Source organism: Allobosea sp. 05T439, assembly GCF_056396005.1.
The window spans coordinates 190,908-215,932 of record NZ_JBFTKP010000008.1 but is presented as its reverse complement, the minus strand read 5'-3'; the positions used below and the strand labels follow the sequence as shown (position 1 = coordinate 215,932).

General features: G+C 65.3%; 16 protein-coding genes. 5 read left to right on the top strand and 11 right to left on the bottom strand.

Translation table 11 applies throughout. From position 1 onward, the window contains the following. The first annotated feature begins 558 nt into the window (after positions 1-558). Positions 559-2,310: a metallophosphoesterase family protein gene (locus tag AC1DIO_RS12095; RefSeq protein ID WP_441490719.1), complete on the top strand. Its 1,752-nt coding sequence runs from the start codon at positions 559-561 to the stop codon at positions 2,308-2,310. Here AC1DIO_RS12095 and AC1DIO_RS12090 read toward each other — a convergent pair. From AC1DIO_RS12090 to AC1DIO_RS12040, 11 genes are all read right to left on the bottom strand, one after another. Continuing rightward, positions 2,300-3,367 carry an AI-2E family transporter gene (locus tag AC1DIO_RS12090; protein WP_441490720.1) on the bottom strand — a complete coding sequence of 356 codons (1,068 nt, stop codon included), beginning with the start codon at positions 3,365-3,367 and terminating at the stop codon, positions 2,300-2,302. The genes AC1DIO_RS12095 and AC1DIO_RS12090 overlap by 11 nt on opposite strands. Positions 3,368-3,430: 63 nt before the next feature. Continuing rightward, positions 3,431-4,429: a patatin-like phospholipase family protein gene (locus tag AC1DIO_RS12085; protein WP_476853459.1), complete on the bottom strand. Its 999-nt coding sequence runs from the start codon at positions 4,427-4,429 to the stop codon at positions 3,431-3,433. A gap of 109 nt (positions 4,430-4,538) precedes the next feature. After that, complete coding sequence (locus AC1DIO_RS12080; RefSeq protein WP_441490721.1) at positions 4,539-6,275, bottom strand: hypothetical protein; 1,737 nt, start codon at positions 6,273-6,275, stop codon at positions 4,539-4,541. Beyond that, positions 6,272-6,796 (bottom strand): DUF1269 domain-containing protein, encoded by a 525-nt coding sequence (locus tag AC1DIO_RS12075; protein ID WP_441490722.1) that lies wholly within the window; start codon positions 6,794-6,796, stop codon positions 6,272-6,274. Before AC1DIO_RS12075 ends, AC1DIO_RS12080 begins: the two co-directional genes overlap by 4 nt. After that, positions 6,793-8,346 (bottom strand): leucyl aminopeptidase, encoded by a 1,554-nt coding sequence (locus AC1DIO_RS12070; RefSeq protein WP_476767618.1) that lies wholly within the window; start codon positions 8,344-8,346, stop codon positions 6,793-6,795. Before AC1DIO_RS12070 ends, AC1DIO_RS12075 begins: the two co-directional genes overlap by 4 nt. Positions 8,347-8,459: 113 nt before the next feature. Continuing rightward, a complete protein-coding gene (locus AC1DIO_RS12065) occupies positions 8,460-9,632 on the bottom strand; it encodes an efflux RND transporter periplasmic adaptor subunit (RefSeq protein WP_441490724.1) in 1,173 nt (390 codons plus the stop codon). Next, entirely contained in the window at positions 9,629-12,718 is a 3,090-nt protein-coding gene (locus AC1DIO_RS12060) for an efflux RND transporter permease subunit (protein WP_476853446.1), read from the bottom strand. Before AC1DIO_RS12060 ends, AC1DIO_RS12065 begins: the two co-directional genes overlap by 4 nt. Continuing rightward, positions 12,715-13,821, bottom strand: a complete 1,107-nt coding sequence (locus AC1DIO_RS12055; protein ID WP_441490726.1) for an efflux RND transporter periplasmic adaptor subunit — start codon at positions 13,819-13,821, stop codon at positions 12,715-12,717. Before AC1DIO_RS12055 ends, AC1DIO_RS12060 begins: the two co-directional genes overlap by 4 nt. 251 nt (positions 13,822-14,072) lie before the next feature. Next, positions 14,073-15,281: an MFS transporter gene (locus tag AC1DIO_RS12050; RefSeq protein WP_441490727.1), complete on the bottom strand. Its 1,209-nt coding sequence runs from the start codon at positions 15,279-15,281 to the stop codon at positions 14,073-14,075. 23 nt (positions 15,282-15,304) lie between these two features. Beyond that, positions 15,305-16,387 (bottom strand): helix-turn-helix transcriptional regulator, encoded by a 1,083-nt coding sequence (locus AC1DIO_RS12045; RefSeq protein WP_441490728.1) that lies wholly within the window; start codon positions 16,385-16,387, stop codon positions 15,305-15,307. Positions 16,388-16,565: 178 nt separating this feature from the next. Further along, entirely contained in the window at positions 16,566-17,717 is a 1,152-nt protein-coding gene (locus tag AC1DIO_RS12040) for an alpha/beta hydrolase (RefSeq protein ID WP_441490729.1), read from the bottom strand. A gap of 355 nt (positions 17,718-18,072) precedes the next feature. Here AC1DIO_RS12040 and AC1DIO_RS12035 point away from each other — a divergent pair, with 355 nt between their 5' ends. The 4 genes from AC1DIO_RS12035 to AC1DIO_RS12020 all read left to right on the top strand — a co-directional run bounded on the left by AC1DIO_RS12035 (position 18,073) and on the right by AC1DIO_RS12020 (position 25,020). Continuing rightward, positions 18,073-19,623, top strand: a complete 1,551-nt coding sequence (locus AC1DIO_RS12035; RefSeq protein WP_476853445.1) for an AbgT family transporter — start codon at positions 18,073-18,075, stop codon at positions 19,621-19,623. 54 nt (positions 19,624-19,677) lie between these two features. Next, entirely contained in the window at positions 19,678-20,883 is a 1,206-nt protein-coding gene (locus AC1DIO_RS12030) for a M20/M25/M40 family metallo-hydrolase (RefSeq protein WP_476853444.1), read from the top strand. Positions 20,884-20,983: 100 nt separating this feature from the next. Beyond that, on the top strand, positions 20,984-22,819 hold the full coding sequence (locus AC1DIO_RS12025; protein ID WP_476853443.1) for an SLC13 family permease: 1,836 nt from the start codon (positions 20,984-20,986) through the stop codon (positions 22,817-22,819). Between the two features lie 950 nt (positions 22,820-23,769). Next, the gene (locus AC1DIO_RS12020; RefSeq protein WP_476853442.1) at positions 23,770-25,020 is read left to right on the top strand and encodes an MFS transporter; all 1,251 of its coding nucleotides are present in this window, start codon (positions 23,770-23,772) and stop codon (positions 25,018-25,020) included. Positions 25,021-25,025: the final 5 nt, after the last annotated feature.

Below are 25,025 nucleotides of genomic sequence, written 5' to 3'. Positions count from 1 at the left end.
TTGGCCGGCTGGCGCGAGCCGGGTGTGGGCGGGGCCGGCAGCCCGATGATCGCATGCCGGTCGCGGCCTCGAGACGATGCTCGTGCGCAAGTATTTTGTTCGATTTGAAGCTTAGATAAGACGAATATCGAAGATTGCGGTTTCATCTTCCGGAGCGAAAGTGTCTCATTTGATGTAATATGATAGCAATCAAAATCTCGCCAACGCTGCTGTTGGCGAATTATTACTGAAATATCGCTGCAATCTTGTCTTTCGTGCATTGAAGTGGCGCGTTCAATTCTATTGAAATCACGTTACAAATTGTGCAAATATCTGATTTTAAAGTAGCATCTGCCCTTTCGCCGGTCATCAGCCCCGTGTCTCACTTCTGTGCTCGGCGTCCCATTCTCGGTTTGGGTATGAAAGATTGGCCGTGAAAGCGTGCATGACTCTGGCATCAAGGCTATGTCCTTCGAGGCAACTGAGCTGTGTGCATCCTGATTTTGCTGCGGGGCAAGGCATGACCATTCGACGCCGATCTGTCCTGGCGAGCGCAGTTTTCCTGGATCGTGACTGACCATGCCGATGATCATCGAACCGCGGGCTGGAGACGCAGAGGACGACGCCAGCAGCACCAAGAAGCGCTCCCTGATTGCCATCGCCGGAAGCATGCTGGGGGAAATCAACCTGCCCAAGCTTGCGCTGGCCTGGATCATCCTCGCTCTCTTGCCGGGCGTCCTGCTCGGACTTGCCCCGCTTGTCGCCACGGCCTGGTTCACCTCGATGTCGGGCCGGATCTACGCGCTGGCAGGAATCGGGCCGCTCATTCTCCTGGCGCTGATCGCGGCCCTCGGCTGGTTCGGTTTCAGGCCGCTGTTCCGTGCCGCCGAACGCAGCTTCTGGTCGTTGAATTCGCTCGCCGTCCAACCGGGCTACGCCCTGTGCCGCGAGGGTCTGCGGCATCTGGCCGAGCGCTTTCTCACGACCGAGGCCAGCGAGGACAAGCGCGCGGGCCTGCGGGCCGCGACGGCCATTGGCGCCGGCCTTGCTGCCTTCCTCATGGCCGCGGGCATTGCCGCGCTTGCCTGGCCCGCGACACGCTGGTCGGGCGAGATCGCTGACCTTGCCAATCCCTTGCGACTGGTCGTTCCCGCGCTTGCCAATACGGTGACCGTCATGAGCGGATATCTCGCCGTTGCTTCGCTCGCCTGGGGCCTTGCCGATGGGTTGATGGATCAGCCGCGCGATCTTGGGTCCTATGACGAGGCGCCGCCGTCAGCCCGCAAATGGCGGGTCGTGCATCTCTCCGACATCCATGTCGTCGGGGAGCGCTATGGTTTTCGGATCGAAAGCGGGCGCGCCGGCCCGCGTGGCAACGAGCGGCTTGCCCAGGTTCTCGAGAGACTGGACGAGATCCATGCCCAGGAACCGCTCGACTTCGTTCTGATCACCGGTGACATGACGGATGCGGGCAGGTCGGCGGAATGGGCGGAATTCCTGGACGCGATGGCGCGGCATCCCGCGCTGGCCGAAAGGAGCTTCATCCTTCCCGGCAACCACGACGTGAACATCGTGGATCGCGCGAATCCGGCGCGGCTGGAATTGCCGACGAGTCCCGGGAAGCGCCTGAGACAGATGCGGACGCTGTCGGCCATGGCCGCCATCCAGGGCGACCGGGTCCGGGTCGTCGACCAGGACCGGACGGGACTGGGCAGCACCTTGTCGGCGGCGCTGGAGCCCCATCGAAAGACGATCGCCGCCTTCGCCGATGCGGGCTCGCTGCGCCTGTCGGCGGGGTTGGCCAATATCTGGGACGATATCTTCCCGATGCTACTGCCGCCGGCGGAAGCGGACGGGTTAGGGCTCGTGCTGCTGAACTCGAACGCCGAAACTCATTTCTCCTTCACCAATGCGCTGGGCCTCGTTTCGGAAGAGGACATGCGGGCGATGCTCGCGATCCTGCGCCAATACCCGAAGGCGCGCTGGGTCATCGCGCTGCATCACCATCCCGTGGAATATCCGAAGCCAGCCAAGGCCTTCTCGGAGCGCATCGGCACGGCGTTGATCAATGGCAGCCGGTTCGTGCGCCAGCTCAAGCCGATGTCGCACCGGCTCGTCGCGATGCACGGCCACCGCCATGTCGACTGGATCGGGCGCTGCGGTCCGCTGAAGATCGTCTCGGCGCCGTCTCCCGTGATGGAGGCGACCGATGACGAGGCAACCGGCTTCTATATTCACACGCTCGCAGCCGCCACGGATGGCGGGCTTGCCCTGCTCGCGCCGCAGCGGATCGAGGTCGCGCCCAGGCCGGACGCCGGCCTCAGCTCTTGACGGCTGCGTCGATCGGGATCGCAGGCGCATCCTTCTCCGGCGAGCCGAAGAGCTCCGCGAGCCATAGGCTCGAGGGATGCTGGGCGCAGAAGGTCAGGAATGCGATCGTGATCGGGACGCCGATGAAGGCGCCGAAGACGCCCCAGAGATAGCTCCAGAAGAACACGGAGAACAGTACGGTCGCCGGAGAGATCGAGAGCGCGCTGCCGGCGACGCGTGGTTCGATATAGCTGCCGACKATGAACTGGATCAGGTTGAGGCAGGCGAAGACCGCGATCACCGCCTGCCAGGACCCGAACTGCGTCATCGCAAACAGGGTCGGGAAAACCGTGGCGACGAGCGGACCCAGGAAGGGAATGTAATTCAAGGAAAAGGCGATGAAGCCCCATTCCTCCGCAAGCTGAAGGCCCACAGCCTTGGCGAAGCCCCAGACGAGCAGGCCGGTGATGAGGCTCATCAGGGTCCTGACCACCATGTAGCGGCGGATCTTGCTGGCGGTGGCCGTGCTGCCCTGCAGCAGAACCTGGCCGGTCTCGCGGTTGCGCATGGTGCGCACCTTGCGCCCGAAATCGTCGACTTCCAGCAGGCCGAGGATGACGTAGACGAGGACGACGAGCCAGAAGCTCATCGTGCTGTTGAGGCGGCCGGTGATGGTCTGGGCGGTGCGCAGCATCCAGCTGACATTGAAGTTCTCCGACCAGACGCCGGCCACGGCCACGCCATGCCCTTCCAGCCAGACCGTGATCTGGTCGTAGAAGGATTGGAAGCGCGCAGCGTCGCTGACGATCCAGCGGCCGACACGGCCGAAAGCCCAGACGATCAGCGACCCGAAGGCGAAGAAGGCGACGACCATGACCACGACACTGATCGCGAGCGCGAGCAGGCGGGGCAGGAAGGCCTGCAGGCTCTTCTGAAGCGGCCAGACGAGCGCGATGATGAAGAGCGCGAAGGCGACCGGCGCGAAGACCGAGCTGGCGATCGACAACGCGGCGACCGCCATGATCGTCGCAATCAGAATCAGGGCGCCTTGATAGATCTTGCCGGAGGTCATCTTCATTCCTGGTCAGGCCTGGTGTCGGGAGGTCGGTGCTGAAGCGCGCGGCAGATCCGCTCGCTATCCTCAGATGCCCTCGGTCAATTCGTCGAGATCGAGCGTCGAGGTCTTGCCGATGTCGTCCCGATGCTCCCGATAGAAGGACTCTGCCGAGCGCCTTCCCTCGTTGTGGAGCATGGTCAGGAACTCCCATTMGGCATTGAGTTTGGAGGAGTAGCCGAGCTCGGTCATGGCGTCGCTGGTGATGCGATGGAGGCGCATGCGGGCCCAGCGCGCGCCCTCGCCGCTCTCGGGATTGGCCTTCTGCCGCAGCAGGGCCATCATCCGCAATTCCTTCAGCAGCACCGCATTGAACGACACCTCGTTCAGTCGGTTCAGGATGTCGCGCGCAGTACGCGGTGTCTCGGGTCGTTCGACCGGGTTGATCTGGACCAGGATGGTGTCGAGCGCATCGCTGTGCTTGATCAGCGGTGTCATCGTCGGATTGCCGGAATAGCCGCCGTCCCAGTAGCTCTCGCCATCGATCTCGACCGCCTGGAACAGGGTCGGCAGGCAGGCAGAGGCCAGCAGCACGTCGGGCGTGATCTCGGCATTGCGGAACACCCGCCCCCGGCCTGTGCGGACATTTGTGGCGGTGATGAAGAGCTTGATCGGGCTTGTCGCCAGGCTGCCGAAATCGATCACCTCGGCGAGGATATCGGCCAGCGGGTTCGAGCCGGTGGGATTCAGGCTGTAGGGCGAGACCACCCTCGACATCATGTCCATGGCGACGAAGAGCGGCGAGTTGTCGAGCGTCCAGCGCCCGAGCAGAATGTCCAGCGGGCTGCGTTGGAACGGGCTGAAGCGCGCCGCTTCCGAGACTTTTCGCCAGAAGAGCTCAAGTGCCTCGCGTGCGCCAGCACGGCCGCCCTTGGCATAGCCGGAGGCCAGCACGGCCGCATTCATCGCGCCGGCCGAGGTTCCCGAAATCGCCTCGATCTCGAGCCAGTCCTCCTCGAGGATCCGGCACAGCACGCCCCAGGTTAAGGCGCCATGAGCGCCGCCACCCTGAAGCGCCAGGTCGATTGAGAGGGGCTCGCGCTTGGCGTTGTCATCGCCGCTGCGGGGGGCGCGCGCAGATGTCGGGGCTTTGCTCACGTCGTTCCCATCCTGAATGCGAGGCGGGTCGGCCGGGTTAGGGCGACTTCACCAATCCCGAAAAACCGGCAACTGCCAGCAGGCTCAAAGCCCAGCCGACGATCGACTGGAAGTAGAAATAGTTGATGGCGATACGACCGCCAGGCTTGGACGGATTGGGCCGCCAGAAGGTTCTTTGCCCCATGTCGAGCACCGGCAGCAGCGTATCGAGCGAGTACATCCAGGGGCTGAAGGCCGGGTAGCTCGAGGCCTCCCAGCGCTGGCGGAAGCAGGCGAGCTGGGTCTGGCCGGGCTCGGCCAGGCCGCTCGTCTGCTGGGTGGCGATCAGGGAGCGCTGCTCGGATCGTTCGATGCCGCACAAGGTCCATTCGGGCGAACGCAGGACCACGGCGCTATTGGGCATCACGGCCCCCCGGTGCTCGGCGTAACCGAAGATGGCAACGCCCAGAAACCAGAAGAAGAGGAGCCAGACGAAGGCCAGCAGTGGCTGACGACCATAAGCAAGGGTGATTCCAAGCACACCGTCGGCGGCTGTCAGAAGCCCGCGGAGCACGGGATTGGCCGCCCGCTTGCGCCGGGCCTGGCGTTGCAGTCGCTCCTTGACGACAAGCACGGCGCGAGCATCTTCGCCATGTCCCATCTCGCGGAAGACGGAGGCCAGTTGCTCATAGGGCTGGGGCCAGAAATCCTCGCCCCAGCGCTCGGGCGCCTGCCGCCCTAACCAGTCGAGCCGGCTCTCGGCATCGACTGGCCCGTCGATGAAGGCGCCATAGCGGCAGCGATTCAGGAGAAGATCGCCCTGCTTGGGCCAGCAGGCCGCCTCGTCATGGATGGTCCCGATCGAAGCGCCGGTCAGCACCAGCGCACCGTTCACCTGGGCATCCCGGCGCAGGAAGAACGCGCCCTTGATCGCACTGCGGCTCATGTCCAGCGCAGTCTGGCCGGCGGCGGCGAGAACGGCGCCTGAGCAGTCGATGTCGCCGCCGATCTGCGAGGCGATCAGCCGGATCTCGCCTTCGATGCGCGCGCTGCGCAGCACGACGCTACCGCGGTTCTCGATTTCGTTGGCATCGATTGCAATGCCATCAGTGCGGGTGACGGCGGCGCCGGCACAGTCGAGATCTGCGGCAAGCACTGCACCGGACAGGTTGATGCCGCCCCGTAGTGTCGCCCCCCGCAGCAGGACGTTGCGTGCCTCCAGGCTCGGGGCGAGCAGCGCGTAGCCGCTTGGTGCGCGAATGGTGGCGCCATCGCATTCAAGATTGCCGCCGAGACGCGACTGAACGAGATCAACCTCGCCAGTGACCTCCGCGCCGCGCAGATAAACGCCGCCGCGCGCCTCGAGCCGCTCAGCCTGGAGCCCGGGAAGCGAGGAGCCGTCCAGGAACAGGCGGTTGATGATCGCGGCCCTGAAGATCGGCGCGGCCTCGAAATGGCAATCGTTCAGGCCGATGTCGCGAAAGACGCGACAGGCTTCGAGATCGAGAACATCCGTGATCCAGGCGCCGCTGATCCTGACGCCCTTTTCGTGGGGCCGACAGCCTTCCTCACCTCCGAGCATGAGAAAGCGCAGGAAGGATGCGCGAATGACCCGCGCCGGGTCAGGTTTCTCGGGGCGCGAGCCATCTCCCAGGCGGTCGAAAGTCCCGCTGAGAAGCTTGGCGACGACCTCCTCCTCTGCCGGCAGCAGGGGGCGGAAATCGTCGAGGCGCGCCGTCGCGATGGCCCATTGGGCCTGTTCTGCTCCCGCTCCGGCGCCCCAGTCCAGCGTCATGTGGCGGCCGGAGGAGCCGCTTCGGCACTGGCGCTGGCGCTGGCTGCCAGCGCCTCACGCAGCGCAGCCTCCTTGGTCTCGTCGAAGGAGGTGCTCATCAGCGTGCCGCCGACGCCCTTCAGGTCGGCAAGGACCTTGTCGGTGGTCATCTTGCGGATCAGCAGGAAGAGCCCGGCGGTGTTGGGCTGCAAGGCGCTGGCCGCGTCCTTCATGAACTGGTCGTTGATGCCGACATCGCTGAGCTTTCCGCCCAATGCGCCTGAGGCCGCACCGAGAGCCGTGCCCAGCAGCGGGGCGAGGAAGATGAAGCCGATCAAGGTGCCCCAGAGGGCGCCCGACGCTGCGCCTGCCGCCGTCAGGTTCATCATCTGGTTGAGTTTGACCTGTCCCTTCTCGTCCTTGACGACGACAACGGCGTCGCCGAGCTCGATCAGATATTCGCGCTGGAGGGAAAGGACCTTCTGACGGACCTCTTCGGCCTTTTGTTCGGTCGGGAAGCCGATGAAAACCAGATCGCTCATGAGTGCAGCTCCATTGCTGAGGGGGAGGGGAGGGAAAGGCCATTCGGCGACGCTGCTTCCGCGGCGCGGCCGATGAGGAATTCGGCGAGCAGTGGAACCGGCCGGCCGGTCGAGGCCTTGGTGGCGCCGGAGATCGACGCGGTGCCGGCAATATCCAGATGGGCCCAGGGATAGGCCCTGGCGAAGCGGGCGAGAAAGCAGGCGGCGGTGATCGCGCCGGCCGCAGGCCCCCCGAGATTGCTGGTATCGGCAAAGCTGCTGCCGAGCTGGCCGAAATAGTCGTCCCAGATCGGGAGCTGCCAGACACGATCGCCCGACACGCCCCCGCATCTCAGGAGTTCCGCGGCGAGTGCATCGTCATTGGCGAAGAGGCCGCTCGCATGCGAGCCCAGCGCCACGACGCAAGCCTCGGTCAAGGTCGCGACATCGATGACGCAGGCCGGCGAGAAGCGCTCGGCATAGGTCAGGACATCGCACAGCAGAAGCCGCCCCTCGGCCTCGTGGGTCCGGATCTCGATGGTCTGGCCCGACATCGAGGTGACGATGTCGCCGGGGCGGCTGGCGCTGCCGCCCGGCATGTTCTCGGCCGCGGCGATCAGTCCAACGACATTGATCGGCAGCTCCAGTCGGGCGACCGTACGCATCACCCCCAGAACGCAGCCGGCACCGCTCATGTTGAACTTCATTTCGTCGGGGTCGCCTCCCGGGGTCAGCGGCGTGCCTCCGATATCGAAGGTGATGCCCTTGCCGACGAGGACGATCGGCCGGCTCCGGCTCTTGCGTCCATTGGACTGCATCACGACGAGCTTGCAGGGATTGGCGGAGCCCCTGCCGACGACCAAAAAGGCGCCCATGCCGAGCGCTTCGAGATCCTCGCGCTCCAGGACTTCGACATTGAAGCCGAACTCCCTCCCCATCTCCTTCGCGGTGCTGGCGAGGTAGGCGGGGGTGCAGATATTGCCCGGCAGATTGCCAAGATCCTTCGCCAAGGCGACGCCTTCGGCGACCGCGATGCCCTGCCGCAGCGCGCCGAGGAGTTCCGAGGTGAGGGTCTGCGGAACGAGCAGCATGATGCTGCGCACTGGGCGGGGCCGCGCGATCTGGCGGCGAGGATGGGTTCCGGGCAGGACGAAGACGTATCCGCCATCGGCCAGAATTTGCGCAGCCTGTTGAACCTGCCAGTTCAAGCTGCGCTTGGGGACCTCGTGTTCGGCCAGGGCGATGACGGCTTCGGCGACGACGCTCTCCGCGATGATCTTCGCCGTTGCCGAAAGAGCCCGCAGATAGGCGCGGTCGGAGAAGGCTTCGGGCTTGCCKAGGCTGACGAGCAGGATGCGGGTCGCGACGGAGCCCGGCAAATGATGGAGCAGCAAGGTTGCGCCGGCGGCCTCGCCAAGTTCGCCGCGCCCGACAATCGCGGACAGCTTGCCGGCTGCCCGTTCGTCGAGACGCCGCGCCGACCCGACCAATGCGCCGCCGCTGAATACGCCGACGACGAGGAGTTCGGTTCTGAGTCTTTCAGCCTCGCCGACCGCGGGGATGATCTCCATAGAATGTCTCCGAGAGGACATCATGGCATCGCTTGACTGGTGAATGGTGTGATCCTGCCAGGATACTCTCTGGTTGCAGGGGTCCGCCCGCGGCGGAGAAGGGGCCTCATGCGTCACGAAGGTGGGAGCGCCGGGCCTCCCGGCGGCCGGGCCGCCGCCGCAGTGCGGCCGGCCTCGCGCGCGGCGGGAAGCGGCTGCACGCGTTGGCCCGGGTGCAACGCCTGAATGCCTCCGGAGACGATGACGTCGCCGGGCTCGAGCCCCTGCGAGACGATGACGAGGCCGGGGTCGAAGCGCAGGACGTCGACATTGCGCAGCGAGACCGTCGACTTCACGGGATCGACGATCCAGACTGCCGGCGACAGGTCCTGCTGGGTCAGGGCGCTGGCCGGAACGGAGACGATGGAGGCCGAGGTGAGCTCCATGGTCCCGACCACGGTCGATCCCAGCCGCATCTCCTCCGGCGGATCGATCAGGCCGATCCTGACCCCAAAGGTCCGGGTCACGGGGTCGGCTTGCGGGGCCACCTCTCGGACACGGCCAAATGCGCTCACTGTCGGAGCCTCGGCGAGAGCGACCCGGATCGGAGTGTCGCCTTCCAGCGTTTCCAGCAGCGTGGCGGGCACGTTGAAGACGGCGTCACGGCCGTCCTCGCGCGCCAGTTGAAGCACGACTTGCCCAGCCTGCACGACCTCGCCGGGCTCGATGCTGCGCGCGGTTACGACGCCCGAGACGCCTGCGCGCAATTCGGTGAAGCCAAGCCGGTCCTGTGCCAGCTCGACTTGCGCTTCGGCGTCCTCGAACTGGGCCTGCGCGGCCTCTTGCGCCTTKAGCGACTGATCGAAACGAGGCCGGGTGGTGAAGCCCTGCGCCATCAGCCGTTCCTGACGCTCGAACGTGTTTCGCGTCGTGTTCACCTCGCCGCGGGCCGCTTCGAGCGTTGCCTTGGCGGCCGTCAGAGCGTTGCGTTCGAGCGAGGGGTCAAGGCGGGCAACGATCTGTCCGGCTGCGACGCGATCTCCGACATTGACCGGCCGCTCGGCGACACGGCCGCCGATGCGGAAGCCGAGTCCGACATTCTTCTCGGCCTGGATCTCGCCGCTCAGTTTGATGTCGTTGGCGAGTTTGCCGGCCTCGACCTTGACCACGCGGACCGGGCGGCCCTCCGAAGGGGCGGCCTCCTGGTTCTGGCAGGCAGCGAGCGCCAGGACGAACATCGAGGCGGCAGCGGCGCGGAGAATGCGCGTGGCCGAGGGCTGGAACCGGATGGCTGAGATCGGTCTCATCGCGAAGAAACTCCCGCAGCGGCCGTCGCCCGGGCTTTCGTCTTGCTCGGTGTGGGCGAGCCTGCGCCGAAGACGGTGACATAAAGCACGGGCAGCAGGATGAGAGTGAGGACGGTCGCGACCAGGAGGCCGCCCATGATGGCGAAGGCCATCGGGCCCCAGAACACCGTTGGGGCGATGGGGATCATGCCGAGCACGGTCGAGACCGCCGTCAGCATGATAGGCCGGAAGCGCGTGCTGCTGGCGTCGAGCGCCGCCTMGACGACACTCTTGCCGCTGGCCCGCTCGGCCTCGATCTGGCCGACCAGGATCACCGCGTTCTTGGTGATGATGCCGATCAGCGCCAGGATGCCGAGCAGGGCGACGAAACCCAGTGGCTTGCCCGACACGAGCAGTGCGCTGACCACGCCGATGAGGCCGAGAGGCGCGATGCTGAGCACGATGGCGAACAGTCTGAAGCTCCGCAGCTGGGCCATCAGCACGGTGAACATGATCAGCAGCATGACCGGCACGACGGCGATGACCGAGGATTGCGACTTGGCGCTTTCCTCGACGGTTCCTCCGACGGCGATGCTGTAGGCGGGCGACAACGTCTTCCGCAGCGCGTCGATCGAGGGCTGCAAGGCGGAGACGACGGTCTCCGGCAGCGTTCCGGGCTTGACGTCCGCGGCGACTGTCAGGTTCGGAACCCGGTCGCGCCGCCAGATCAGCGGCGCGTCCAGCCCGTAGCTGAACGTCACGAACTGCGACACCGGCACGGAGCGTCCACCGGGCAACGCGACCTGCATGGTCCGCAGCGTATCCAGCGAGACGCGGTCGGCGTCCTGGGCCCGCACGACGACATCGACGAGATAGATATCGTCGCGCACCTGGGTCACGACTGTGCCGGAAACGACGGTGTTCAGGATCGCCGCAAGCGCTTGCGAACTCAGGCCGAGGCGGCGTGCCTCATCCTGATCGACGCGCAGGCGCAGCTCGCGCGCAGGCTCGATCCAATCGAAATTGATCTGCTCGGTCTTGGGGCTCGTCGCGACGACCTGAGCCAGCTTCATCGCGATCGAGCGCACCTCGGCGATGTCGGGCCCGCTGACGCGGTACTGCACGGGCCAGCCGACCGGCGGCCCGAGTTCGAGCGGATAGACGCGCGCGACGACATTCGGAAACTCCTTGGCCAGGAGCTCTTCCAGCTTGGCCTGCAGGCGGTCGCGAGCCGGCACGTCCTTGGCGACGATGACGGCCTGGCTGAAGAAGTCGTTGGGCAATTGCGCATTGAGCGGCAGATAGAAGCGGATTGCGCCGCGCCCGACATAGGTGCTCCAGCGATCGACATCCGGGTTGCCCTTGAGTGCCGCGTCGAACCGGGTCGCGAGCTGCTCGCTCGCATAGATCGAGGCGTTCTGCGGCAGTGTCAGGTCGACCAGAAGCTCGGGCCGGTCGGAGGCGGGGAAGAACTGGCGGGGCACCAGCGGCAGGGCGAGGACGGAGGCGACGAACAATGCGAGCGTCACCGCGATGGTCGCCCAGCGCAGCCTGATGGCCCCGGACAGGAGCTGCCGGAAGGTTCGTTCGACCCTGCCGGGGCCGGCATTGCTCGATGCCGGATCCGGCGCCTTCAGCATCGCGACGCCAAGCACCGGTGCAAAGATCACCGCCACGAACCAGGACACCACCAGGGCGATGCTGACCACGGCAAAGAGGGTGAATGTGTATTCGCCGGCCGAACTTGCTGCAAAACCGATCGGCACGAAGCCGGCGATCGTCACCAAGGTTCCGGCAAGCATCGCCATCGCATATTTCTTGAAGGCGTAGGTCGCAGCCTTTGCCTTCTCCTCGCCGGCGGCGAGACGCGTCACCATCGCGTCGGTCGTCGTCATGGCGTCGTCGACGAGCAGGGCGAGCGCGATGATCAGCGCACCGAGCGAGATCCGCTGCATGTCGATGCCGGCAACGAGCATCACGGCGAAGACCACCGCGAGCGTCAGCGGAATGGACAGCGCAACGACCAGGCCGGGGCGCACGCCAAGGCTGATGAAGCTCACCGCCATGATGATCGCGATCGACTGCCAGAGCGAGGTCATGAAATCGTCGATCGCGTGATCGACCGTCACGGCCTGATCGGCGACCAGGCGCGGCTCGATGCCGAGCGGCAGATTGGCGGTGATGGTCGCCATTGCACGCTGGATATTCTTGCCAAGCGCCAGGATATCGCCGCCATCGCGCATCGCGATGCCCAGTCCGATCGCTTCCCGTCCGTTGACGCGGAACATCGGCTGAGGCGGATCGGCATGACCGCGGCGCACGGTGGCGATGTCCGCGAGGCGAACCATGCGATCGCCGACGGGGAAATTGACGTTCAGCAGATCGGCTTCCGACTGGAAGGCGCCCGAGACGCGCAGCGAGACCTTCTCGTCCTCAGTCTGGATGATGCCGGCGGGGCGCACGACGTTCTGGCTCTGCAGGGCGCCGAGCAGGGCCGAGCGATCGATGCCGAGATTGGCGAGTTCCCTGACGGAGAATTCGACGAAGATGCGCTCGTCCTGGGCGCCGATGATCTCGATCTTCGAGACGTCTGGCACGAGGAGCAGGCGCGAACGGGCTGCTTCGACATGGTCGCGCAGCTCACGGCTGGTGAAGCCATCTGCGGTGAAGCCGTAGATGATGCCGAAAGTGTCGCCGAAGCGATCGTTGAAGAACGGCCCGACCGCACCCTGGGGCAGGGTATGGCGGATGTCCCCGACGAGATTGCGGACCCGGTACCAGGTGTCCTGCACGTGGCGCGCCGGGACCGACTGCTTCAGGTTGACGAAGATCGTCGTCACGCCGGGCGTAGTGAAGCTGCGGACGAAATCGAGGCCGGGCGTTTCCTCGAGCTGGCGCTCGAGCCGCTCGGTGATCTGCGTCAGCGTGTCCTCCATGGTCGCGCCCGGCCAGGCCGCCGAGACGACCATCGACTTGATGACGAAGGAGGGGTCTTCATTGCGGCCAAGCCGCACGAAGGCGAGCACGCCGGCCGCGACGGCGACGATCATGAGATAGATCACGACCGAGCGGTTCTTGAGGGCCCATTCCGAGAGGTTGAAGCTCATCGTGTTTCCGTCCCGGTCAGCCGCACATGCTGGCCTTCCTGCAAAAGGCTCGCGCCGGCCGTGACAATAACATCGCCAAGTGCCAGGCCCTTGCCGATCAGGGCCGTCGCGGGGTCGGCGCTGAGGACGTCGAGCTTGCGCAGCGACACGGTGAGCGTCTTGGGATCGACGACCCAGGCTCCGGTATCCTGCTCGCGGCGCACCAGCGCCGTCGACGGTATGGTAATGGCCGAGGCTTCGCTGCCGCGGATCGTGCCGAGGACCGCGGTCCCGAGCCGGTAGGACTGCGGAGGCTCTGAGAGGCCGACCCTGACTCGGAAGGTCCGCGTCACCGGGTCGGCCTGGGGCGAGACCTCGCGTACCCGGCCCCTGACGGTGGTGCCGGGATCGCCGGTGAGCGCGACATACACGCGCGCATCGGCCGGCAGGCTGCGCATCAATGCGGCGGGCACCTCGAATACGGCATCGCGCCCCTCGCGCCTTGCGAGTTGCACGATCATCCGGCCGGCAGCGACGACCTCGCCCGGCTCTGCGCCGATCCTGGTCACGACGCCTGGTGCATCGGCCTTCAAGGTGGTGAAGCCGACGACATCTTCTGCGGAATTGACGCGGGCTTGTGCGGCGTCGACCTGAGCCCGGGCAGCCGTGCGCCCCTGCTCGGCAGCCTCGAAATCCGCCTGCGTCGTGACATTGCGCTGGAGCAGATGGCTCTGGCGCTGCAACTGGTTGTCGGCCTTTCTCAGAAGGCCCTGAGCAGCCGTGAGTGCCGCCCGCGCCGAACGCAGTTCGTTGAGTTCGTTCTCGGGGTCGAGGCGGGCAACGACCTCTCCCTCGCGTACCGTCGCGCCGACCGCGACGCGCCTCTCCGCCAGCCGGCCACCGATGCGGAAGGAGAGCGACGCCTGGTCCTGCGCTTCGATATGGCCGGTGAAATTGATGTCCGCTGCCTGGCGGGGCTCGTCGACCGTGATCGTGCGGACGATCCGCACGGGCGGCGGGGCCTCGTCGGCCTCGCGCTGGCAGGCTGCGGAGGCGAGTGCAATGACGGTCAGCGCGGCTGCATGCAGAGACCGGGAGGGACCAGGGCCGCGACGCACGCTCATGCCTTCGGCCCTCGCAGCGCCGCCCTCGCACACGGCGGAGTTCTTGCAACGATCCTGCCATTCGCGGGGAACGGGTTCTCTCGCAAGCCGTTCAAAAGCATCATGTTCTTCCTCTGGCAACCGCGAGGCAGAGGCCGTGGAACCTCGGGCGCAAGACAAGTGTCCGTCGCCAATCTCTTCGGGCGGCAGGGACGGACGCTACCAACAGTCCGGGAAGCGCGGATTAGCTCAGAATCCCAACTCTGCGCTGGTCATCCCAATTTTGGGACAGGGTACTCGGCGTCCGGAGGTCCTTGCTGCGGAGCCGTATCCTCCCGTCTCAGGCTGGCTGCGACAGGGATCAGCAAGAGGAAGCCGATGCCGGAAGCGATCGCCATCAGGCCATAAACATGCTCCCCCCACGAGCCGTAGAGATAGCCGGCAAGGGTCGTCAGAGCCGCCATCACCCCGGCCCATCCGGCGGCAAGCCAGGCCTGAGCCTGGGCCAGCATGCTGCGCGGCGCGAACTTCGCGAGCAGAAAGATGCTGCCCAGATGCGTCGCGCCGAAGGTCAGGCCATGCGTCAGCTGCAGCAGGACGACGAAGGCGATATCCGGGTCGAGAGCCATGCCGGCCCAGCGCAATGTGGCGACAGCGCCGCTGGCGGCGAGCAGGACGCCTGCTCCGGCCGAGCCGCGGATGACGTATCCGAGCAGACTGAAGAATGTGATCTCCGACGCGATGCCCGCCGCCCAGAGGCTTCCCATGGTACCCCCGGAAATGCCGAGGCTTTGCCAGTGCAACGTGCTGAACCCGTAGACGGCGGCGTGGCTCGCCTGGACGAGTGCCGCCCCGGCAATCGTCAGGATCAGCAGATGCGGCCTCTCCACCAACCCGGCCCTCTCGTGGGGAGCGGCTGATCTCTCCGGCAGGCGAATGGTTGCGACGGCGACCGTGGCAAGCGCGGTGGCAAGCGCCGACAGCAGCAACATTCCGATGATGGACGAGATCGGCAGCCAGTCGAGCATCCAGCCCGCCGAGAGATTGGCGAGCGCAAAGCCCGCCGAGCCCCACAGGCGAATCCGCCCGTAGCGCAGCTCTGCCGAGCGCAAGCCCTCGAGGCTGCGCAGGGTTACGGCATCGGTGAGGGCGATCAGTGGACCCTGGGCGAGCGCGATCGCAATCACCAGCAGCAGGATTGGCAGGAAGCCCGCGGCAAAGGCGAGAAAACCTGTGCCGATGACGACAGCCACCGAGCAGGCAACCAGCGCAATGGTCATGCGCACGCTCCGGTCCGCGAGGACGCCAACGACCGGATTTGCGATGATGCGGGTCAGCAGCGGTGCGGCAAGCACGATGCCGATCGCATCGTCACCAAGCGATTGCGCGCGCAGCCAGAGCGGAAAGAACGGCAGATTGACGCCGAGCTCGAAGAAAAGGGCCGCGTAGAGAAAGGAGAGGCGCCCCGTCGCCCCCTTCATGCCGAGAACCTCATGCTCTTCGGCTAGTCGGCAAGGCTGTGTGCGGCGCGTTCATCTCCGCTCCCTCCCGCTGCATCGTCCAGCGCCGCATCCTGCTGGGCAAGTCCAGATGGGAGCGAGGAGAACTTGGTCAGGTGCCGTTCGCGCGCCTCGGTGGGGCTGTAGCCGAACTCACGTCGGAACGCCCGGCTGAAGGTCGAATGATCGATAAAGCCCACTTCATTGCCGATGACGTGGATCGACAGGGCATCGCGAGTCGATGCGAGTCGGCGATGCGCCTCGCGAAGCCTTTCGCGATTGATGAAATGAGCCACGCCACCCGTGCTCTCGAACAGCCGGTAGAGCTTGGAGCGGGACATCGCCATGAGGCGCGCCAGCCGCTCGGGACCAAACTCGGGGGAGGCCATGTTCTGCCGGACGACGCGCCGGGCACGATCGATCAGAAGGGAGGTCAGCGGCACCTCCGCAGCCTCGGAACGTTCGACCCGCGGCGCGATGCAGGCCGCGACCAGCGAACGCGTCGCGGTGGCGAGGCCCTGCGCATGCTCCACCGAGATATGCGGCAGTTGTCGGGCGAGGTTCTCCATATAGCCCGTGAGCAGCGCCCCGAGTTCGGGATTGATTTCCAGATCGTGCGCCCGCTCGAAATCGACGAGTTCCTCCTGGCAAAAGTTACGAGGCAGGAACAGCGTCAGGACTTCCGTGTCCTCGGCCTGGCCTTCGAACGGCATGGCGAGCGAGCGGAAGCTGAGATTGCCTTGCCGCTCGGGGGGGCTCAGGGAAAGCAGGTTGCACTCAGGCGAACAGGAATGCGCGAGCACGACGCACCAATGATCCATGAAGGACCGCGGCCTGTGCCGCCAATGGCGAGCGGGGGCGTCGGCGTAGAGCGTCCTGGTCAGAACGACGTCGCCGAAGCTCCACGACGAGAACTCGGCGTCGAATGGCTCGGACGCGTTCGGCGTAGGCAAGAGATCGATCGTCTCGGAGAGCAGAGAACGCCACGCGTCGAACTGATCCTCCGCGGGCAGTCCCTTGGTCGAGAAGTTCTGAACGAAGACCGCTCCGCCCGGGATCCCTGAATTGGTACTAGAGAGAGCCGACACGGCATTCTCCTCGCGATAGCGTTACGTTAATCTTGGCCCCGCGTACCAACGGGAGGTCAATGTTTCTCAGTTCCGTGAAGAAACTGTGACGCTCGGAGCTAGCAATGGCAAGCAATAAACCGCCGAGAATTGTCGTTATCAGGAGGAAGCAGGTGGTCCTCTTGCGGCACTTGGCTCGCTACTGGCGCGGGGACGCTGCGTCGAAGACGCGAATCGGCGCGGTAACGATCAGGCTGGCGGCCGAACCGAGCGCATCCGCAGCCATCAGCGGAGTGGAAACGTCGGAATCGGTGATGACCTGGCCTTGGAGCAGCCGGCCTCCGATCAGGCGGACCGCATCGGGGCTGGCGGCAAAGAGGTCGTGATTGATGCGGTCGCCGGCATTGATGGCGCTGAGATCCAGCACCGTGATGCCTGACAACCCCGCCAGCTGCTGCTGGTACTCGTCGCGCGTCAGGTCAATGCCGCCGAGGCGCGTCGCTCCGCGGGAAATGAAGCGGGAGAGCTGCAGCGCCCTGTCGTTCTGCGAGACGAAAAGCGTGATCTGCGGACGCTGGGAGCCCATGTCCTCGACTTGCCGGCGAAACACGCCGACATCGAGATCGGGCGAGGCCAGAATGAGATTGTTGATCTTCCGGGGGACGCCGCCCTGCTCGAGAGCGATCTGCCTGACGGCCTCGACGGCAGGCCAGCTCCCCATGGAATGGGCGAGGATGACGATTTCGCCGACAGAGGGGCTGCTTGCAGCCGCCTTCAGCAGATAAGCGAGATCCGAGCGGGAATACGATGCATTGTCGAAATCCCGGCTGTAGTCGAGCAGATGGCCGCGCGACGGCCACGAGAACAGGACCGGGGACGCATCGGCATCGGCGTCATGGGTCAACTGTGCGAAACGAAAGACGGCGCGGTCGAACGGCGTGTTGAAGCCGTGGACGAAGACGAAGACCCGGCGCTTGCGCCCGCCCGTCGACTTGAACCATTTGACGAGGTCCGTCTTGGCGACCGGCGCGGTCGAGGTGACGACAAAATCCGTTGCCGCATTGCCGGGAGCCGTGCGCGGCAGCTGGATGGTACCGACCTCCCGATCCTTGGGGATCGAGACGACGATATTGCTGAACGAGACCGTATCTCCGCGCTCGCCGCTGAACAGAACACCCGCTTCCGCCGAGGGAGCGCGCGTCGTCGCGGCAAGCATGTTCACACGGTCGGTACCGGCAACGGGCTCGACAGGTTGAAGCAATCCGCGTGGCGCCGAAGCGCAAGCACTGAGGCCGAACGCGACGGCAAGTCCCGCCAGGCTCATCCGCAAGGTGTCGAGGCGGCGGCCCATGGTCAAAGAGCCCCAGGATTCGGGCGCGCGCCAAGCATTGCACGCAGTAACGGGCTTACCGAATTGCTCTTGCATGCCTTACCGTGCGTCGGTGTCACGTCGACGTCCCCAATCTGCAAATAGGAGATCGGAGGATCTCGAGCGGCTGTGTCAGGATAAAGAACCCATCCGGAGGCAGCAAGCTTGCCGTCAACTTTGGGACAGGCGGTCCAAGCTTTGGGATTCTGTGCCGATGCCCTCGGCGCGCAGGGAATTAAGTTGCCGGTATGACCGCCTCGGCAACGATTCCGGCGGCACACCTGCTCATCGCGACCCCCCGTGGGGCCGAAGTCCAAGGCTTAGGGGAGGGCAAGACATGTCTACCGGGAACGTCGCGTCAAAGACCACGATGCAGAGATTTCTCGATGCGGTCGAGAAAGTGGGGAACATGGTTCCCCATCCCGTCGTCATCTTCCTCATCCTCATCGCCATCGTCATGGTGCTGTCGGCCGTGCTCAGCCTGTTCGGCGCGGCGGTCACCTTCGAGCGCATCAATCCCGACACCCATAAGGTCGAGATGGCGAGCACGGCGATACGCAGCCTGCTCAACGTCGAAGGCATTCGCTTCATCTATTCGTCGCTGATTCCGAACTTCATGAGCTTCACCGCCGTGGGGCTGATGATCGTCGCGATGATCGGGGCCGGCGTGGCCGAGGAATCCGGCCTGGTGACGGCGCTGATCCGGAAGCTCGTCATCGTGTCGCCGGGGTGGGCGCTGACCTATATCCTGGCCTTCGTCGGCATCCTCGCCAGCATTGCCGCGGATGCGGGCTATCTGGTCCTGATCCCGCTCGCCGGCATTGCCTATCTCGCCGTTGGGCGGCATCCGCTCGCCGGTCTCGCGCTCGGCTTTGCTGCCGTGGCCGGAGCTTTCACGGTCAATATGCTGATCAAGCCGCTCGACGCCGTTCTCGTCGAGTTCACCAATGACGCCGCCCATCTCGTCGATCCGAACCGCTCGATCGGCCTGGCTTCCAATGTCTGGTTCTCGATCGCCTCGGTGCTGTTCCTCACCGTCGTCATCGCCTTCATCACCGACCGGATGATCGCACCGCGCCTTGGCGTCTACGATCCGAAGCTGGCGGCCGAAGGCACCACGACGGAGCAGGGCGCTTCGCTGTCCGATCAGGAAACGCGTGGACTGCGCTTCGCGGGGCTCGGCCTGCTMGCGCTGGTTGCGGTGTTCTGTCTGTTGACACTGCCGTMGGGGGCGCCGCTGCGCAATCCGGCAACCGGCGAGCTGATCGGCAACTCGCCCTTCATGAACGGGCTGATCGCACTGATCATGCTGATGTTCCTCACCACGGGCTGGGCCTATGGCATCGGAGCCGGGACCTTGCGGACGCTGCCGGAGGTGATCGCGGCGATCGAGAAGTCGATCAAGAATCTGGGCGGCACGATCTTCCTGTTCTTCGTGCTGAGCCAGTTCGTCGCCTATTTCACCTATACCAACATGGGCACCGTCATGGCGCTCAGCCTGTCGGGCGTCCTGCAGTCGGCCAATATCGGCGCGCTGCCGCTGCTGCTCGGCTTCATCGTCGTGGTMGCGATCATCGACCTCCTGCTGACCGGCGCGATTGCAAAATGGGCGATCTTCGCGCCCGTCTTCGTGCCGCTGCTGATGAAGCTCGGCGTCGAGCCGGAAGCGGTGCTGGCCGCCTATCGCGTCGGCGATTCCCCGATGAACGCGATCACTCCGCTCAACGCCTATTTCGCCCTCGTCGTGGGCTTCGCCCAGAAATACGACAAGACCGCGGGTGTCGGCACGATCGTCTCCCTGATGCTGCCCTATGTCGTCTGGATGTTCGTGTTGTGGACGGCGCTCTTCGCGGTCTGGAAGATGCTCGGCCTGCCCTGGGGCCTGTGACGGCCGGTCGCGCAGCCCGAAACGAAATAACCCTGACCTGATCGGATGGACATCATGAGCAGCCCCTCACTCCCCCTCGACGTCGCCAGTGCCATCGACCACCTGATGAATTTCCTCTCGGTCGAAGGCGTGACCGGTCAGGAAGCCAAGATCGGGGCTGCGGTCAGCGAGGCGCTGAAGAAGGTCGGGGTGCCGGCATCCGCGATCCGCTTCGACGATGCCAACAAGCGCATCCCGGTGCCGACGGAGACCGGCAATCTCTTCGTCGATCTTCCGGGCACGCGGCCGGGGCCACGCCTGCTGTTCTCCACCCATCTCGACACCGTGCCGCTTTGCGCCGGCGCCAAACCTCGGCGTGAGGGCGACCGCATCGTCTCCGACGGCACGACCGCGCTCGGCGGCGATGCCCGCACCGGCGTCGCGCTCCTGGTCGTGCTCGCCGAGACGCTGATCAAGCACAAGCTGCCGCATCCGCCGATCACCCTGCTCTTCACCGTCCGCGAGGAGAGCGGGCTGCATGGTGCCCGTGAACTCAACCCGGCCGATCTCGGCGGGGCTGCGATGTGCATCAATGTCGATGGCCAGCTCGCCTCGGAGCTGCTCGTCGGTGCAGTCGGCCAGGAGAACTGGGAAGTCGAGATCAAGGGTAAGGCATCCCATGCCGGCGTCGCGCCGGAAAAGGGCATTTCGGCGACGCTGGTCGGCGCCATCGCGATCGCCGAGGCACAGCGTGCCGGCTGGTTCGGCAAGGTCGTCAAATCCGACGGCCACGGCACCAGCAATGTCGGCATTTTCGGCGGCAAGGGCGGCACGGTCGCGGCCGGCGATGCGACCAATGTCGTCACCGACTACGTCTATATCCGCGGCGAGGCGCGCAGCCCGGAGGCTGCCTTCGCGACCAAGATCGCGAACGGCTACAAGGAGGCCTTCGCCAAGGCGCAGGGCGAGGTGAAGGATCATGAGGGCAACACCGCGGAGGTGAAGTTCAGCCAGAAGCCGGCTTACCCCCCCTTCGAACTGGGCCAGGATGCTCCGGTGGTGAAGCGTGCCACCAAGGCGCTCAAGCTGCTAGGCATCGAGCCGACCTATCTGTTCTCCAATGGTGGTCTCGACGCCAACTGGTTTGACAAGCACGGGGTTCCGACCATCACCATCGGCGCCGGGCAGGCCGAGATCCATACCATCAAGGAGTATGTGAATCTCACCGAGTACGAAAAGGGTTGCCGCATCGGTATCCTGATGGCGACCCTGGAAGACTGAGGCCTTGGCTGGGTGCGGTGTGCCGGGGCGTAGCCTGCGCCGGCATGCTGCGCCCTACGCATTTCTGCGGCCTGGCAGGGCCCAATAGGGAGCTGAGCGATTGAGCCCGATAGCCTATACCGGCACCATCATCGCCGTTGCCGTGGTCTTGTTCATCTGGAACAAGATTCCCGTCGTTCTGGTCGCGATGGGAGTAGCGCTTGCCCTTTGGGCGACCGGTGTCCTGACCCTCCCCCAGGCTCTGGGCGGTTTCGGCGACCCCGCCGTCGTCTTCATCGCCTCGCTCTTCGTCGTCAGCTCCGGGCTCGAGGTCACCGGCGTCACCGCCTGGGCAGGCCAACTCCTGATCAAGGGAGCGGGGGAGGAAAGTCGAACCCGCCTTCTGATTCTCACCATGATTCTCGTTTCGCTGCTGACCGCGGTGATCAGCCTCAACGGCGCCGTCGCTGCATTGCTGCCGGTTGTTGTCGTCATCGCGGTTCGGCTCAAGCGCAATTCTTCGCAACTGCTGATGCCGCTGGTCTTCGCCGCGCATGCGGGTTCGATGCTGGCGCTGACGGGAACTCCCGTGAACGTGCTGGTCTCCGAGGCCAGTAGCGATGCAGGGATGGGCAGCTTCGGTTTCTTCGAATTCGCTCTGGTCGGCGTGCCGCTGCTGGCGGGCACGATGGCGATCATCATCCTGTTCGGCCAGCGCCTGCTGCCTGAGCGCAATGGCGCGACCATGCCCGCCGATTTCAGCCGGCATGCCAAGACGCTGGTCGAGCAATACGGCCTTGCCAGCGGCATCTATCAGATGCGCGTGCGTGCCAGTTCGCCTTATCTCGGCGCTGCGCCCGCCAGCATCGACCTGTCGGCCTATCCGGGGCTGCAGCTGGTCGCCATTCAGGAGGGCGAAACCGCAAGCCCCATCCGCCGCTCGGTCATTGCCGATGGCGATCATCTTTTGGTTCGCGGTGAGGTTGACGCGGCCGCGACACTGGCGGCGGAGATGCATCTCGCCTTCCGTGAGGAGGCAAAGCAGGGGCAGGGCGCGGAGACGCTGTTCAACCAGCGCTCCGGTCTGGCCGAAGTCGTGATCCCGCCGCGCTCCGGCCTGATCGGCCAGACCGTTTTCCCGGGGATGGTCACCGACAGTGGCGATCTGATCGTTCTGGCCGTGCAGCGCGCGGGGGCGGAACTCGCCGCCGCGAATGCAACCAAGGATTCCGGTGGCATCGTGCTGCAAGCCGGCGATACCATGCTGCTGCAGGGCACCTGGAAGGCGCTCGACGTCCATCTCGACGATCCCGATGTCCTCGTCGTGAGCTCGCCCGAACTGGTGCGCCGTCAGGCCGTGCCGATGGGCCCCGGCGCGAAGCAGGCTGTCATCATTCTCGTCGCGATGGTTCTGCTGCTTGCCACAGGCGTCGTCCCGCCCGCCGTCGCAGGTTTGCTGGCTGCAGGCGCGATCATCCTGTCGGGTATCATGAATGTCGAGCAGTCCTACCGCGCGATCGGCTGGACCACCGTGATCCTCGTCGGCGCCATGATGCCGCTCTCGACCGCGATGGTGGAAACCGGTGCGGCGAAGCTGATGGCCGAGCGGCTCGTCTACATGGTCGGCGATGCCGGGCCGGTCGCCTTGCTTGCAGGTCTGTTCGTCCTGACTGCCGTCATGGGGCAGTTGATCAGCAATACCGCGACCGCGCTCATCGTCATCCCGATCGGCGTCGCTGCGGCCGCCAGCATGGGGATTTCGCCGCGGCCGGTCTTGATGAGCACGGCCGTTGCCGCCGCCGGAGCTTTCCTCACCCMGATCGCGACGCCGACCAATCTGATGGTGATGGGGCCAGGCGGCTATGCCTTCAGCGATTACTGGAAGCTCGGCCTGCCGCTGCTGATCTGGTTCTTCGTGGTGGCCGTCTTCATCGTTCCGCTCATCTGGCGCTTCTGAATTCTGTCCGACTGCCGAGAGTTTTCGCCGAGCTCGCGGTCAAAGCGGGCGGAGCAGGAACGATCGGCCGTGACAGCGGCCGATCGATTGCCTGGCGTGGTGATGCGCCGGGTCAAAATTTGGCTTGAGGCCAAGGAGGATCAATTGGTTGATATTCGCGGAGCAGCGCTCGCTGCTGGGATGGTTATCGGAGCACTGTGTTCGGGCACTGCCTTTGCTGCCCCGGTATCATCGGCTGGTAGCGTTGCCACCAATCCCGGCGTCGAACTCGCACAATGGCACCGTTCGCCCCCGCGGCATGTCGCGCCACGCCATGGCCGCTGCTGGTGGGAAAACCGTCGCGTGCGCGACCATCGTGGCCGCTGGGTCGTCCGCCGCGTGCAAGTCTGCCGCCGCTGACCGGACGATCCCGCGCCCCCGCATCCGTGCGGGTGGCCGCCTCGCTTCGCAGGGATGAACCTGCATAGCCGCGCCTGTCGCGCTTCCCTTGTGGCCGCGACGTAGACACCGAGACGCGCTGGAAATTCCAGTGCTTCTCGGCACATTGCGGATGGCGGGCAAGAGCCAGCGCCACGCCGAACTCAATCTCCGAACCGCACCGACAGAGGATCTTCCGGCCTGCGGAGCGGCGCCCGATCTCCCCCAACGTCGCGTGCGATGGCGGTGACGCTGGCTCCTTGCTCCGCGAGCGATCCCGCAAATGGAGGCGCCATGACGCCAGCGCCGATGACCTCGAACGTCTGAGCCATGCCATCTGAAAGATGCTGCTGAAAGAGCCGCGAAAACGGCCGATCCGTCTGGAATTTGACGAAAGCGCGCATCTTGTTCGGCCGGCGCAGGGCCAAATCACATGGGCTCATGCCGGCATTCGGGGGGCAAGGGACGAGGCGCCTCGGCGGGGACATCCCTCGTCTGTGCCTGAGCGGATGAGCCCGAGTTCGGGGCAGCCGATGACGCTGAGGGGGCTGCGCAAGCTGATGACCAGTCTGCCGGTCGGCACGCCAGGGGGCCACGCCCCACGCCAAGTCGCGAAGCCGCCGCCCGGCCAGCAGCACGCATTGCTGCGCATTCTCGGCCTCGCCTGCTTCGGCTCTTCGCTCGGAGTGTTCCTGTTCGACCCCGTGCTGCCCCTGCTCAGCCGGGATTTTGCGGTGCCTCGCAGCCAGGTTGTGGCCATGGCGACGGCGTTTGCGCTCGCCTATGCCCTGGCACAGCCGATTGCCGGTGCTCTCGGCGACCAACTCGGCAAATTGCGGGTGATGCGCGTCTGCCTCGGGGTGAGCGCGCTTGGCACATTGCTCGGCAGCCTTGCCTCCAGTTTCGAGCTGCTGCTCGCCACCCGGCTCGTCGTCGGCTTCTTCACGGCCGGCACATTCCCGCTGTGCTTTGCCATCCTGGCGGAGCGGATCGCGCCTGAGGGGCATCAGGAGGCTTTCGGCAAGGCCAGTGCGGCCTCGGTCACAGGGTCGCTGGCCGGGGCCGTTGGGTCCGGCTTCATTGCCGATGCGCTCGGCTGGCGCGGCAGCCTGCTCGTGGCCGGCCTGATCGGCCTGACCTGTTTCGCTATCGTCACGGCGGCGCTGCGCGATACCCGCGAAGTCTCGTCATCGCGCGCCGGGTTCGGCTCGGCGTTCTCTGCCTATCGCAGGATTCTCGGGCTGGCGAGCGCCCGCCGCGGTCTTGGGCTGCAGCTTGCCCTGACCGGACTGACACAGGGCTTGTTCCCGCACATTGCCTTTCTCGTCGGAGCCAGTGCGTCCACCGTCGGCATCGTGCTCTCCGGCTTCATGATCGGCAGCATTGCCTATGGGGTCAGCCTGCGCCGCACCCTGCGCTGGATAACGCCAGTCCATTTCACCCTGGCCGGCGGGCTGGTCATGACGCTCGCCATGGCAAGTCTGAGTGCCCATCTTCCCTGGCCTTTGCAGTTCGGCGCATTGCTGGCATTCGGCTTCGCCTATCGCAGTGCAGCCATTCCACTTCAGACCTATCTGGCGACGCTCACCCCGCATACGCAGGGCGCGATGATGGCGTTGCACTCGATGGCGGCCATGCTCGGGCAGTCGGCCATGCCGCTGATCTATGCGGCAGGGTTCGACAGGGCCGGTATCATGCCGACCCTGCTTGTCTCGGCATGTCTGCTCGGCCTCTGCGCCGCGGCGGTCGCCTCAATTATGCATTCCAGCAAACGCTGCCGTTGAACGGA

Excerpts from the sequence above, each read along its gene's own strand:
- AC1DIO_RS12020 (WP_476853442.1), top strand. The coding sequence starts at position 23,770 with ATGACGCTGAGGGGGCTGCGCAAGCTGATGACCAGTCTGCCGGTCGGC.
- AC1DIO_RS12040 (WP_441490729.1), bottom strand. The coding sequence starts at position 17,717 with ATGGGCCGCCGCCTCGACACCTTGCGGATGAGCCTGGCGGGACTTGCC.
- AC1DIO_RS12030 (WP_476853444.1), top strand. The coding sequence starts at position 19,678 with ATGAGCAGCCCCTCACTCCCCCTCGACGTCGCCAGTGCCATCGACCAC.
- AC1DIO_RS12075 (WP_441490722.1), bottom strand. The coding sequence starts at position 6,796 with ATGAGCGATCTGGTTTTCATCGGCTTCCCGACCGAACAAAAGGCCGAA.
- AC1DIO_RS12080 (WP_441490721.1), bottom strand. The coding sequence starts at position 6,275 with ATGACGCTGGACTGGGGCGCCGGAGCGGGAGCAGAACAGGCCCAATGG.
- AC1DIO_RS12095 (WP_441490719.1), top strand. The coding sequence starts at position 559 with ATGCCGATGATCATCGAACCGCGGGCTGGAGACGCAGAGGACGACGCC.
- AC1DIO_RS12050 (WP_441490727.1), bottom strand. The coding sequence starts at position 15,281 with ATGAAGGGGGCGACGGGGCGCCTCTCCTTTCTCTACGCGGCCCTTTTC.
- AC1DIO_RS12055 (WP_441490726.1), bottom strand. The coding sequence starts at position 13,821 with ATGAGCGTGCGTCGCGGCCCTGGTCCCTCCCGGTCTCTGCATGCAGCC.